The organism is Amycolatopsis iheyensis, from assembly GCF_024703995.1.
Lineage (GTDB): Bacteria > Actinomycetota > Actinomycetes > Mycobacteriales > Pseudonocardiaceae > Amycolatopsis > Amycolatopsis iheyensis.
Window position 1 is genome coordinate 532,010 of the sequence record NZ_JAMXQV010000001.1, and the last position, 12,462, is coordinate 544,471.

Annotated in this window: 11 protein-coding genes and 1 pseudogene; 3 read left to right on the top strand and 9 right to left on the bottom strand. The window is 69.3% G+C overall.

Annotated features, from left to right (window positions below; translation table 11 throughout):
- Window positions 1–39 precede the first annotated feature (39 nt).
- From M8542_RS02615 to M8542_RS02630, 4 genes are all read right to left on the bottom strand, one after another.
- Complete coding sequence (locus M8542_RS02615; RefSeq protein WP_257918327.1) at window positions 40–1,599, bottom strand: acetolactate synthase large subunit; 1,560 nt, start codon at window positions 1,597–1,599, stop codon at window positions 40–42.
- Window positions 1,596–2,981 (bottom strand): FAD-binding oxidoreductase, encoded by a 1,386-nt coding sequence (locus tag M8542_RS02620; protein ID WP_257918328.1) that lies wholly within the window; start codon window positions 2,979–2,981, stop codon window positions 1,596–1,598. The genes M8542_RS02615 and M8542_RS02620 overlap by 4 nt, the downstream gene beginning before the upstream one ends.
- An 89-nt stretch (window positions 2,982–3,070) precedes the next feature.
- Window positions 3,071–4,630: a multicopper oxidase family protein gene (locus tag M8542_RS02625; protein ID WP_257918329.1), complete on the bottom strand. Its 1,560-nt coding sequence runs from the start codon at window positions 4,628–4,630 to the stop codon at window positions 3,071–3,073.
- Window positions 4,627–4,977 (bottom strand): hypothetical protein, encoded by a 351-nt coding sequence (locus M8542_RS02630; RefSeq protein ID WP_257918330.1) that lies wholly within the window; start codon window positions 4,975–4,977, stop codon window positions 4,627–4,629. The genes M8542_RS02625 and M8542_RS02630 overlap by 4 nt, the downstream gene beginning before the upstream one ends.
- Window positions 4,978–5,053: 76 nt before the next feature.
- Between M8542_RS02630 and M8542_RS02635 the strand changes: the two genes are divergently transcribed.
- On the top strand, window positions 5,054–5,929 hold the full coding sequence (locus tag M8542_RS02635) for a LysR family transcriptional regulator (RefSeq protein ID WP_257918331.1): 876 nt from the start codon (window positions 5,054–5,056) through the stop codon (window positions 5,927–5,929).
- Between the two features lie 4 nt (window positions 5,930–5,933).
- Here the strand turns inward: M8542_RS02635 and M8542_RS02640 are convergent.
- Window positions 5,934–6,318, bottom strand: a pseudogene (locus tag M8542_RS02640) (alpha/beta hydrolase family protein); the annotation flags it as partial.
- A gap of 29 nt (window positions 6,319–6,347) precedes the next feature.
- Between M8542_RS02640 and M8542_RS02645 the strand changes: the two are divergent.
- A complete protein-coding gene (locus tag M8542_RS02645; RefSeq protein WP_257918333.1) occupies window positions 6,348–7,034 on the top strand; it encodes a hypothetical protein in 687 nt (228 codons plus the stop codon).
- 322 nt (window positions 7,035–7,356) lie between these two features.
- Here the strand turns inward: M8542_RS02645 and M8542_RS02650 are convergent, their stop codons facing one another.
- Together M8542_RS02650 and M8542_RS02655 are read right to left on the bottom strand one after the other, a co-directional pair.
- On the bottom strand, window positions 7,357–8,538 hold the full coding sequence (locus M8542_RS02650) for a hypothetical protein (RefSeq protein ID WP_257918334.1): 1,182 nt from the start codon (window positions 8,536–8,538) through the stop codon (window positions 7,357–7,359).
- 142 nt (window positions 8,539–8,680) lie between these two features.
- Window positions 8,681–9,112, bottom strand: coding sequence for a hypothetical protein (locus M8542_RS02655; RefSeq protein ID WP_257918335.1), 432 nt, complete (start codon window positions 9,110–9,112; stop codon window positions 8,681–8,683).
- Between the two features lie 154 nt (window positions 9,113–9,266).
- Here M8542_RS02655 and M8542_RS02660 point away from each other — a divergent pair, with 154 nt between their 5' ends.
- Window positions 9,267–10,088, top strand: a complete 822-nt coding sequence (locus tag M8542_RS02660) for an aldo/keto reductase (protein ID WP_257918336.1) — start codon at window positions 9,267–9,269, stop codon at window positions 10,086–10,088.
- A gap of 541 nt (window positions 10,089–10,629) precedes the next feature.
- Here M8542_RS02660 and M8542_RS02665 read toward each other — a convergent pair.
- Together M8542_RS02665 and M8542_RS02670 are read right to left on the bottom strand one after the other, a co-directional pair.
- Window positions 10,630–11,127, bottom strand: coding sequence for a DUF3830 family protein (locus M8542_RS02665; protein WP_257918337.1), 498 nt, complete (start codon window positions 11,125–11,127; stop codon window positions 10,630–10,632).
- A 2-nt stretch (window positions 11,128–11,129) separates the two neighbouring features.
- A complete protein-coding gene (locus tag M8542_RS02670) occupies window positions 11,130–12,386 on the bottom strand; it encodes an aspartate aminotransferase family protein (RefSeq protein ID WP_257918338.1) in 1,257 nt (418 codons plus the stop codon).
- Between the last annotated feature and the right edge of the window lie 76 nt (window positions 12,387–12,462).

Genomic DNA, 12,462 nt, shown 5'->3' on the forward strand with positions numbered 1-12,462 from the left:
CGCTCCCGGGTCGAGGGTGTGCGGGGAGAATAGTCCGATTCAGAGCAGGGGCGGCACCACCGCGTCGATGAGGTGCGGGCCGGGCTCGGCGAACGCCCGCTGCAGCTGCTCCGCGAGCTCCTCGGCGGTCGTCGCGCGCGTCGCCGGGACGCCCATGCCCTCCGCGATATTCACGAAGTCCATGTCCGGGCGCGAAAGGTCGAGCAGCTCGTTCGCCTTCGGCCCGCCCTGCGCCCCGACGCGCTGCAGCTCCAGCCGCAGGATCGCGTACGCGCGGTTGTTGAGCAGCACCGTCGTGACGTTCAGGTTCTCCCGAGCCTGCGTCCACAGCGCGGAGATCGTGTACAGCGCGCTGCCGTCCGACTGGAGGTTCAGCACCGGCCGGTCTGGCGCCGCGACGGCAGCTCCGGTCGCCACCGGCATGCCGTAGCCGATGGCGCCACCGGTGAGCGTCAGGACGTCGTGGCGCGGGGCGCCGGCCGTCGCGGTCGGGAGCAGCAGGCCGGACGTGTTGGCCTCGTCGGCGATGATCGCGTTCTCCGGCAGCAGCGCGCCGATGACGTCGACCCAGTTCTGCGGCGTCAGGGGGCCGCTCGGCAGCGCGGGCCGGGACGCCTCCTGCAGCACCGGCTCGGTGTCCGCGGCGACGAGGTCCGCGACCTCGTTCAGCGCGCGCGTGACGTCCTTGCCGACGGACGCAAGCGTGTGCACCTGCGCGCCTTCGGGCACGAGATCACTCGGCTTGCCCGGGTAGGCGAAGAACGACACCGGCGCCTTCGTCCCCGCGACGACGACGTGCTTGATCCCGTCGAGCTGGTAGGTCACCTGCTCGGCGAGGTACCCGAGCCGCTCGATCGCCGGCAGGCCCGCGCCGCGCTCGAGCCGGGACGGGAACGTCTCGACGAACACCTTCGCGCCGGTCGCGGCCGCGATCCGGCTCGCCGCGCGCAGGCCCTCCTCGCGGCACGCGCTCCCGCCGACGAGCAGCGCCACCGGCTCGCCGGCGCCGAACACCGCGGCGACGTCCTTGACGGTGGTGGCGTCGACGGCCTGCGGCACCCGCGGCGGGATCGGCGCGCACGTCTCGCCGCCCTCACCCCACGAAGCATCGGCCGGCAGGATCAGCGTCGCGACGCGGCCGGGCGCGTCCTGCGCGGCGGCGACCGCGGCGGCGGCGTCCGCGCCGACGTCCTTCGTGTGCTCCGAGCGGCGCACCCAGCCTTCCAGCGAGCCCGCGACGGCCTCGATGTCCGACTCCAGCGGCGCGTCGTACTGCTTGTGGTAGGTCGCGTGGTCGCCGACGACGTTGACGATCGGCGTGTTCGCGCGGCGCGCGTTGTGCAGGTTCGCCAAGCCGTTGCCGAGGCCCGGGCCGAGGTGCAGCAGTGTCGCGGCCGGCTTGTCCGCGATGCGCGCGTACCCGTCCGCGGCGCCGGTGACGACACCCTCGAACAGCGCGAGCACACCCCGCATCTCGGGCACGGAGTCGAGGGCGGCGACGAAGTGCATCTCCGACGTGCCGGGGTTCGCGAAGCACACTTCGACATCGGCGTCGACCAGCGTGCGGATCAGGGACTGGGCGCCGTTCAGCTCGCTCATGCGGTTCCTTCGGGGAAGAGAACGCCGGGGTTGAGGATCCCGGCGGGGTCGAAGCTCTGCTTGATCCGGCGCATCAATTCGAGCTTCGCCGGATCTTCGAGGTCCTGGTGGTACGGCGCCTTGGTGCGGCCGAGGCCGTGTTCGCCGGAGATCGCGCCGCCGAGCTCCATGGCGTGGGCGAAGATGTCGGTGAGCAGCTGCTTCCGCTTGCCCGCGTCCTTGCAGAAGATGCCGAAGTGGACGTTGCCGTCGCCGGCGTGGCCGCAGCCGAGCGCGCCGCCGCCCGCGGCCATCGCCCGTTCGCGCGACTTCGCGATGAACTCCGGCATCGCGGTGCGCGGCACGACGACGTCGATGATGTCGTCGGCGCCGGCCGCCTTCGCGGTCCAGAAGGCTTTTTCACGCGCTTCGATCAGCTTGCGCGCGGCGGGCCCTTCGAGGACGTAGACATCGACCGCGCCGAGTTCGCCGAGCAGCTCGCCGACGGTCTCGACGTCCTCCGTGAGCCGTTCGCCCTCGCGATTTTCCAGCGCGACGACCAGGTAGGCCTCGCACGTTTCGCGGATCTTGTCCGGGACGCCGAGCTCGAGCTTCTCGTTGTAGACGATGGCGGCCATCGTCAGGTTGTCGATGTACTCGAGGATGTGCGGCGCGAGCCCGCTGGAGAGGATCGCCGGCACAGCGGCCATCACCTGGGCGAGGTCGCCGAACGGGGCGAGCACCGTGGCGCCGTGCGTGAGCCGCGGGTGCAGCTTGACGGTGATCTCGGTGGCCAGCGCGAGGGTGCCTTCGGAGCCGATGATCAGCTGGGTGAGGTCGTATCCGGTGGATACCTTCGACGTCTTGCCGCCGGTGCGGAGGATCTCGCCGGTCGGCAGCACGGCCTGCAGGCCCAGGACGTTGTTGCGGGTGACGCCGTACTTCACCGCGCGCATCCCGCCGGCGTTGGTGCCGACGTTCCCGCCGACGCTCGCGCTCAGCTCGCCGGGGTAGACGGTGTAGGAGAGGCCCGCTTCGGCGGTCTTGGCGTCGAGCTCGGCGAGCGTGACGCCCGGCTGCACGACGGCGACGTGGTTCCCGGTGTCGACTTCGAGCACCGCGTTCATCCGCTCGAAGGAGATCACCAGGCCGTCCGCGCGCGGCCGCGCGGCGCCGGACAAGCCGCTTCCGGAGCCTCGCGCGGTGACGGGGACGTTGAACTCCGAAGCGGCCTTAAGCAGCTCCGCGACTTCTTCGGGGGTTGCCGGCTTCGCGACGTACGCGGGCTTCTGCGGCTCCGCGGTCAACGCTTCGTCGTGCGCGTAGTCCTCGGAAATCGCCTCGCCGGTCAGCAGGTTCTTGTCCCCGACGATCTCGGCCAGCCGTGCCGCCACGTCGCCCATCGACAGCCTCTCCTCCGCGCCGTTGCTGTGGTTACCGCAGCGTAGTACGTACCGCCGGTACGCCGCCATGAAGGTTTTTCACATTCGGCTCAGAGGGTCTCGAAGTTGGCCATCATGCCCATGTCTTCGTGCTCCGCGTTGTGGCAGTGGAACATGTAGCGCCCCCGGTACCCGTCGAAGCGCGCGATCACCTCCACGGCTTCGCCCGGCCGCAGATCGACGGTGTCCTTGAGCCCGGCGTCGAACGGCCCGGGCTCGCGGCCGCCGCGCGAAAGCACCCGGAACTGCACGAGGTGCAGGTGGATCGGGTGGTGCAGGTCCGCGACGAACCGCCAGACCTCGACGTCGCCGAGCCGCGGCCGCGCGTCGATCCGGGACGGCGAGTACGGCTGCCCGCCGATCAGCCAGCCGTGCCCGTCCCCGGACGGCGCGCCGCGGAAGGAGAACTCCCGCGTCACTCCCGCCTGTGTCCGATTGAGCGGTTCGAGCACGCTCAGCCGGTCCGGGATGTGGCTGTCCTCGGCGCCGCGACGCGCGACGCGGAACCGCATGACGTACGCGGTGCTCCCCGAGCCTGTCCGATTGAGCAGCGTGACTTCGGTGCCCACGGGATAGCGGCCGAAGTCGACGACCAGGTCGTATCGCTCGGCCGGCGCGATCGGCAGGTGGTCGTGCGCGCGCGGCGCGTCGAGCAGGCCCTGGTCCGAGCCGATCTGCGTGAACGCCGGGCCGCCGGGTGGCGGCGGGTCGAGCGCGAGGTCGTAGCGGCGCGCGTTGGACGCGTTGAGCACGCGCAGCCGATGCCGTGTCGCGGACACCTCGGCGATCGGCCACGGCGCGCCGTTCACCAGGACGACGTCGCCGAGCACGCCCGCGACGTAGGGCTCCTCGACCCCGGGCACGGTGCTCAACGTCGAGTCGCGCGAGGGGTAGCGCATCGAACCGTCCGCGGCGAACGCGCGGTCGGTGATCATCAGCGGCAGCTCCCGCTCACCACGCGGCAGCGGCAACGCGTCCTCTTCGGCGTCGCGCACGATGTGGAACCCGGCCAGGCCGCGGTGGACGGCCGGGCCGGTGAAGTCCATCCGGTGGTCGTGGTACCAGAGCGTCGCGGCGCGCTGCCGCAGTGGATAGACGTAGTCGCGCACGCCGCGGGTGACTTTCGCGTCCGGGTCGAGCATGCCCGAGTGCGTCGCGCGCCAGCCGCCCGCCGGCAGCACGAGGTCGGTGGTGTAGCCGTCGGACTCCGGGGGTGTGCGGCCGCCGTGCAGGTGCACCACGGTCGGGACCAGGAGCTCGTTCCGGTGCCGGACGATCGCCGTCCGGCCGCGTCGGGACTCGATCGTGGGCCCCGGGAAGGTCCCCTGATAACCCCAGATCGGCGTGCGCAGGCCGGGGAGGATCTCCGCGGTGGCCGGCCGCTGGACGATCTCGTAGTGGTCGGCGCCGGAGTCGCGGGCGACCGGCCGCAGCACGGCGGGGAGCGGCAGCGGGACCTGGAACGGCGCGGGCAGGGGCACTTCGCTGGTGAGCAGTTCCCCGGTGGCCGCGGCGCGGCCGAGCAGCCGCGGCCCGGCGAGCCCGGCCGCGAGGACCACCCCCGCGCCGCCGGTCAGGCCCAGGAACCGGCGCCGGGACAGTCCGCTCATCGCCACACCGCGATCAGCATGACCACGGCCGAGGTCACCAGGGCGACCCCGAGCGGGACGTGCAGGTCCAGCGCGCCGGCCATCCCGGCGAAGTACTGCGCGGTCTCGCCGAGCACCAGCAGCAGGCTCGCCAGGAACGGCCAGCGCGGCCCGCCGCGCCACCACAGCCACGCCGTCGGCAGCAGCTGCGCCAGCCCGACGGCGAAGACGAGGTTCGCGCCGAAGCGGTGCAGCGCCAGCATGCCGTAGTCGCCGACCAGGTAACTGCCCGCGAAGACCGGCTGGCCGAAGATCGCGATGGCGTGCAGGGTGACGAACCCGCGCACCACCCCTTCTGTCTTGATCACACGATCGACGCTAGGACCGTCGTTCTATGCTGTCCAAGACCGGAATCGACATCGAGTCATGACGTCAGGGCTATGAATGGACCTGCTTCAGCTTCGCTACTTCCAGGCCGTCGCCCGTCGCGAGCACCTCAGCCAGGCGGCCGCGGAACTCCGCGTCGCGCAGCCCTCGCTGAGCCGCGCGATCGCCCGGCTCGAGGCCGACCTCGGCGTCCCGCTGTTCGACCGGGTAGGCCGCGGGTTGCGGCTCAACCGGTTCGGCGCCGGCTTCCTCCGCCGCGTCGACCGGGTGCTGGCCGAGCTGGACGACGCCCGCCGTGAGCTCGCCGATGCCGCGGGGCTCGAGCACGGCAGCGTCGCCGTCGCCGCGGAAACCCTGCTCACGCTCACCGGGCTGATCACCGAGTTCCGCGCCGCGCACTCGGGCGTCGACATCCGGCTCTACCAGTCCTCGGCCACGGAGATGGCGAACCAGCTGCGCGCCGGCGAGGTCGACCTCTGCTTCGCGTCCCAGCCCCTGCCCGGGCCGGACCTGCGCTCGCGGGAGCTGCTGCGCGAAGAGGTGCTGCTCGCCGTGCCGGTCGGGCACCGGCTCGCCGGGCGGAAGCGGGCGGGGATGGCGGACCTCGCGGGCGAACCGTTCGTCACCACCCGCCCCGGCTACTGGCCGCGGGAGCTGGCCGACCGCCTGTTCGCGGCGGCCGGCCTGCGTCCCTACTACACCTGCGAGAGCGACGAGCCAGGCGCGACCGGGGACCTCATCAGCGCGGGCCTCGGCATCGGCCTGGTGCCCGCGTTCTCGCGTTCCGTCACCCACATCCCGGGTGTCTGGCTGCACCTCGACGTCCCGGACTGTCACCGCATCCTGAACCTGGTCTGGCGCGAGGACGCCTACCTGTCGGTCGCGGCGCGACGGCTGTCCGACTTCGCGGCCGGCCACTTCGGCCGGCTGTAGGAGCTCAGCCGATCGGCCACGGCGGACGGCAGTCCTGGCGCGGCAGCTCGATCGACGAGTTCGTGTAGACCCCGTCGGCGACGGGTGTCGGCCATGATCGGGCGTTCGACGTAGCACACGCCGTCGGTCTGGATGCAGTAGCGGATGTACGGGATGCCACCGAAGTCCGTCCGGCCGGGCCCGAACGAGACGTACCCGCCGAACGGCGACGGCGCGCCCGCGCCCTGCGGGACGACCGCGCTGATCCCGCGTCCGGGCGGGCCGACCGGCTGCATCGGGTCGGCGTACAGCTTGGCGTTGAAGTGGCTGCGGTCGACGTTCACGACGTCCGCGACGTCGTTCAGCACGAAGTTCGCGACGATCGCGCCCTGCGAGTACCCGACGATGGTGCTCAGTTATCTGCACCATCTCCCACTGGTTGATCATGGCGCTTCACGTCGTGATCAAGGAGAAGCCAGTGGACCTTCGTCGTCAGCTCATGGAAGGCCGTGCGTCCGTGCCCCTAGTCGGATCAGTAACCAAAGTGGAGCGAATCCACCCACCGTTCGTCGTCCTGGACTCGGCGGGCGTCGAGATCGTCGACGTCACGGAGTACCTGCGCGACCTGGCTCTGGGCGACGCCAGCCCATTGAGCGGCCGCAGCTACGCGTTCGGCCTGCTGCGGTGGTTCCGCATGCTGTGGCTGCTCGGCGTGACCTGGGAGAAGGCGACCGAGGCAGAGGTTGCCGTGCTGGTCGGCTGGCTGCGTACCGCGCCGAACCCGCAGCGCCGACGGAGCGCACCAGGTACCAGCGGGCCTGGCGGGATCAATCCGAGGACCGGCAAGCCGACGCTGGCGGCCGGGCTATGCCCGCACGACGATCAACCACGCCTTGTCCTCGGTGAGCGGGTTCTACGAATACCACGGCCATCACGGTCGCGGACCGGTGGTCAATCCGGTGCCGTCCTCGCCGCAACGCCGTCGCGCGCTGGCCCACTTGAGCCCGTTGGAACCCAAGCCGGTAACGGGCAGGGCACGGCTGCCTCACCTTCCTACGAGCCAAGCGCGACGACACCCAACGCCAGCTCCGACGACCCGCCGTCAGCCTCGGCATCCCAGCTCTGACGCGAGCCGCTGACCGTCGGAAGGTTCCGAAATGACGACCTCGAACGTTCGACTTATCGAACTGCGAATAGGCTTCAGTATCGAGGTACGAGGAACCACCAAAGAAAACTATCACGCCACTCGTCAGCGAGTTCCACGATTCGCGCTATTCGTCCCGTGCGCTGAATCGCATGGGATTACGCGCCGAGGAATCGTGGGCGCATCGGCGGCCGCGTTCGCCATCCACCCAGTTCGGCCGACCGCCGCCGCAGGCTCTTCATTCCGATCGGCAGACGACCACCCGCACCCTGCCATGCGTCGAACCGACGATGTCGCGAGGACGTCAGCCCATCCAGTCGCCGATTCCGTCCCAACAGATTTCGATGTCTCGGAGAATGTTTGCGCCGGCCAGGACCTCGGCGCGCTCGGCGACCGCGATCATCAAATTGATGCCACCGCCCTTGTCCAATTGATGTCCTATCGCGCGAAGTTCGACCACTGCCCGCAGATGCTTCTCCGGTTGCTCCCCACTGCCTGCGAGGTGATCGAGATATTGCCGATCGTGCCACTGTTTCCGCTGCTTATCTGTCAAGGCGAGGTGGGCGCGGTGATCGGCGACCGCCAACTCGGCGACGCGTTGGGCCGCGGACTCCAATCCTGTCGGCAGCGGCGGGTTGGCGTCACGCTTCGCCGCGATCCGCCCCGCCCAGCTTCGGACCATCAGTTGCCGTGTGCGCTGCTCACGGCGGTCACGGAGCCACGAAGCTGGCTGGCGAATTTCCGGGACAACGGCCAGTGGCTCACGTGGAAACAACTGCCTAAGTCGACGGCTGATCAACGGAACTTCGCGGAGAAGCTGCTCCCGTTCCGACGTCGATGTCTGGAAGGCGGCGTCGCGAAAGGTGCGCGCGAATTCCTCGCCGAGGACGGTTTCCTGGATTTGGCGTCGTATCCAGCGCCACCCCCGGACGTCCTCAAACACCTCGAGCAACTCAGCCATGCACAAGAACGACCGCTGCTGCTCGAACTGACCAGGCTGAGGCGGCGCCACCATCCCCGCGATCGACTGCGCGTAAGCATGCACGGATTCCCGTGTCCTGCCCGCAAAAAGCAGATACTCGCCCGCACGCGACAGCAGGATGGACTTACGGCGACATCTCGTCGCCGCATACCTGAGCAGTGCGACCGCAAGCTCGGTATCACCACTCTGCTTCAAGAATTTCGCCAGCCACATAAAGGGCACGTCATAGTCGGGCTGTGCCACCATCTCGTCGCAGAATGTCGGTGCCGCCGCATGCCAGTCGGCTCGCGCCTTGGCAGTCGCACTACGCAAGATCTCGCTCAAGACGCGATCGTCCGGCGCATCTCTGGCGTACTGTGCAAACAGCTCGTCCGGCACGCTGACCTCGGCTGTGTCAACTCGCAGGAGCTGCTTGAGCCGGGACGTCTCCGAATCCACGATCCACGCGCGTATGGCCTGTTCGACCAGCTGAATAGAGGGCTGGAAGTCATAGCTGTCCGCCATGCGTGCAGGTTACACTGACCAAGACGGGACTGGGCCCGAAACATCAACTGCCACAGCAGGCCTCGGGCGCCTAGACGATCAATGCACGTCCCTGGGACCAGGGCATCGACTTGCCCCGAACATCGCGCGCGACATCCCAGGGCTAAACGAGCAACCCGCCAACGACCTCGGCACAAGCCCTCCGCCGAGCCGCTGACCAGCAGGAGCAGTCAGGATGACACCCCGAGCGCCAGCCAGTTCCAGGCGCAGACAAGAATTCGCCGCCGGGGTCCGCGTCGAACGACTCCTGGACGACGCGCTTGGCCTCCTCCCGGCCGATCGCGACGCTCTGGTCCATCGGCGTCTGCCCGCACGGTCCCGGCAGCCCGGACGCGCCGGCCGGGTAGTTCACCACCTTGCGGATCCCGCCCCGCAGCCACGCTTCCTGGTACTGGTCGGCGTTCCCGTTGCAGGTGCCGCCGATCAGGATGTAGTAGTGCGCGCCCTCGGCGTGCGCGGCCGGCGCCCCGGCGAACCCCGTGACGAGCGCGGCCACCGCCGCGCCGATCAGCGAAAGCCGTTTCAGGTTCTTCATTGCGCAGTCCCCTCCGTCAGTTGATCACTGCGTCGAGGACGTTAGGGAGGGGCGATGAAATCCGGGTGAAACCTGTGATCAGGCGATTACACAGCAGGATTTAGCTCAGGCTAAATCTCTGGTGGGTGATGCCGGCCGGGGTGAAGCTGTCGCCATGACATCGACGTACACGTTCGAAGACGGCGTTTCCGTGCGGCGGCTGGGATTCGGCGCCATGCGGCTCACCGAATGGGACCACGTGCGCCCCGGCGCCGCCGCGGTCGCCCGGCGCGCGGCCGAGCTCGGGGTGACCTTCTTCGACACCGCCGACGCCTACGACCTGGGGTTGAACGAGGAACTGCTCGCCGACGCGCTGCACCCGTACGACGGGCTGTTCATCGCGACGAAGTGCGGCCACGCGCGTCCGAGCCGTGGCGAGTGGGTGCCGCTCGGCCGTCCCGAATACCTGCGGCAGCAGGTAGAGCTTTCGCTGCGACGGCTGCGCGTCGACCGCCTCGACCTGCTGCAGCTGCACCGGCTCGACCCGCTGGTGCCGCTCGCCGACCAGATCGGCGCGCTCGCCCGGCTGCGGGACGAGGGCAAGGTCGCGCGGATCGGGTTGTCCGAGGTCAGCGTCGCGCAGCTGGCCGAAGCGCGGGCGATCGCGCCCATCGCGAGCGTGCAGAACCGCTACAACCTGACCGACCGCGCGTCGGACGACGTCCTGGATCACTGCGAGCGCGAGGGGATCGCGTTCGTCCCGTGGCTGCCGATCGCGCGGGGTGACCACGCGACGGCCGGTGGAGTGCTCGGCAAGGTCGCGGCCGGTCTCGGCGCGACACCCGCTCAGGTGTCCCTCGCGTGGTTGCTGCGCCGGTCGCCGGTGGTGGTTCCCATTCCCGGCACGTCTTCGCTCGCACACCTCGAAGAAAACTGCGCGGCGTCCGAAGTCGCGCTTTCCGAAGACGATTTCACGCGGTTGTCCGAGCTGGCGTGAAAACGGCCCGGCCGCGGTTTCCCGCGGCCGGGCCCGTAGTTCCGCGCTGGATCAGACGAGCCAGCCGAGAACGTGCGCCAGGTGCGCCAGCGCGCCGGAGATGATGTCGTGGCAGTAGTGGGCGTGCTGAGCGAACATCTGCATGGAAGGGCTCCTTGATGATTACTTCGTGATTCCCTGGAGATGCTCCCGGGTGGGGAGCGGGATCAGGTTTTCACCGTGCTGGCGGCCTGTCAAAGAGCCATTTCCCGGCGAATCGGGCACCGCGGAATCTTCCCATGCTAAACACGTAATCCCTTCGTGTTCGACGCCGGGGTGCCCGTTTCGACGGTCAGCCACTCTGGGTAGCGAGAAGGGAAAAAGTCACTGTGGGTGATTTCGACCTTGATCCGGCATCCCGGGTAATCGCGTAGCTCGATCCGGTGATCACCGGCTACGAAAGGTGAACTCCCGACGATCACTCTTTCGAGTGGCTCGGGACACGAAAAACGGGACGCCGGGTGCGTGATCGCACCCGGCGTCCCGTTGCCGGACAAGGGATTCAGGCTCGGGCGAAGGAGAGCGTCTCGCCCTCGACACCCCGCAGCCAGAGGTCCTGCGCGGCGGCCGCCATCTCGGCCAGGCCCTCCTCGATCGTGGCGAACACGTTGCCGGGCACCCAGCCCGCGTCGCCGTTGATCAGCAGGTTGTTGCGCCCGTAGAAGATGGCGAGGTCGGTCGCGCCCTGGTCGCCGTGCGCCTCGCTGTCGTCCTCGTAGCCGTACGCGGGGTTGCCGATCTCCCAGGCTTCGAAGCCGAAGTACACGACGTCGCCGGGGATCGGCGTGATCGTCGGGTTCTCCCGCCCGGGCTTCGGCTCCGCGAAGGGCGGCACGAGCGTGTAGACCTCGTTGCGCGCGTACTTCGCGTGGTAGGCCGAACCGCTCTGCGGCAACGCGTCCCACACCGCCTTGCAGGTGCGCGGCGCCTCGTCGTCGAGCAGCCGGGCGCGGCAGGACACCCCGCGCTTGTCGAGGGTGATCGTGATGTACCGGGCCATGCTCAGCTCCCCGTGACCGAGGCGACGACGTCTCCCCAGGTGCGCAGCGCGTCGTCGACCTGCTCGGCGTTGACGATCAGCGGCGGCACCATCCGGACCACGTTCATGTACGGCCCGCAGGTGAGCAGCAGCAGCCCGTTCTTCGACGCCGTCTGCTGCGCGGCGGCCGCGGTGGCCGCGTCCGGCTCGCCGTCGGCGGTGGTGAACTCCGAGCCGACCAGCAGGCCGAGCCCGCGCACCTCGCCGATCGCCGGCGTCTTGTCCGCGATCACCCGCGCGCCTTCGAGCAGCTGCCGGCCGCGCTCGGCGGCGTTCTCGACGAGGTTCTCCCGCTGGATGACCTCGAGCGTCGCGATCGCCGCGGCGCACGAGACGGCGTTGCCGCCGTACGTGCCGCCCTGCGAACCCGGGAGCGCCTTCGCCATCAGCTCCTGCGAAGCGGCGATGCCGGACAGCGGGAAGCCACTCGCCAGGCCCTTCGCGATGAGAACGATGTCGGGGCGGACGTCGAAGTGGTCGTGGCCCCAGAACTTCCCGGTGCGGCCGAAGCCGGTCTGGATCTCGTCGAGGACGAGCAGGATGCCATGCCGGTCGGCGCGCTCGCGCAGGCCGGCCATGAACTCGGTGTTCGCCGGGACGTAGCCGCCCTCGCCGAGCACCGGCTCGACGAAGATCGCGGCGGTCTCGTTCGGCGCGCTGACCGTCTGGAACAGGTAGTCGAGCTCGCGCAGCGCGAACTTCGTCGCGGTCTGCTCGTCCCAGCCGTAGTGGTAGGCGTACGGGAACGGCGCGACGTGCACCCCCGCCATCAGCGGGCCGATGCCGGCGCTGAACCGCGTCCCGGACGTCGTCATGGACGCCGCCGCGACCGTCCGGCCGTGGAAGCCGCCCTGCATGACGATGACGTTCGGGCGCTTCGTCGCCTGCCGCGAAAGCCGCAACGCCGCTTCGACGGCTTCACTGCCGGAGTTCGAGTAGAAGAGCGAGTCCAAGCCGCTCGGCAGGACGTCGCCGAGGCGCTTGGTGAGCTCGAGCAGGGGCTGGTGCATCACCGTCGTGTACTGCCCGTGGACGAGCTTGCCGATCTGCTCCTGCGCGGCCGCCACGACGTGGGGATGACAGTGCCCGGTGCTCGTGACGCCGATGCCGGCGGTGAAGTCGAGGTGGCGTTTGCCGTCGACGTCGTAGAGGTAAACCCCTTCACCGTGGTCGACCACGACGGGCGTTGCCTGCTTGAGCAGCGGAGATAGCTGGGCCATGGCAGCGTGCTCCTAGGTCGGTTGAGCGGGTTGTCGATTGTTGACAATATCCATAGCATGGCCCTCGGGACAACAC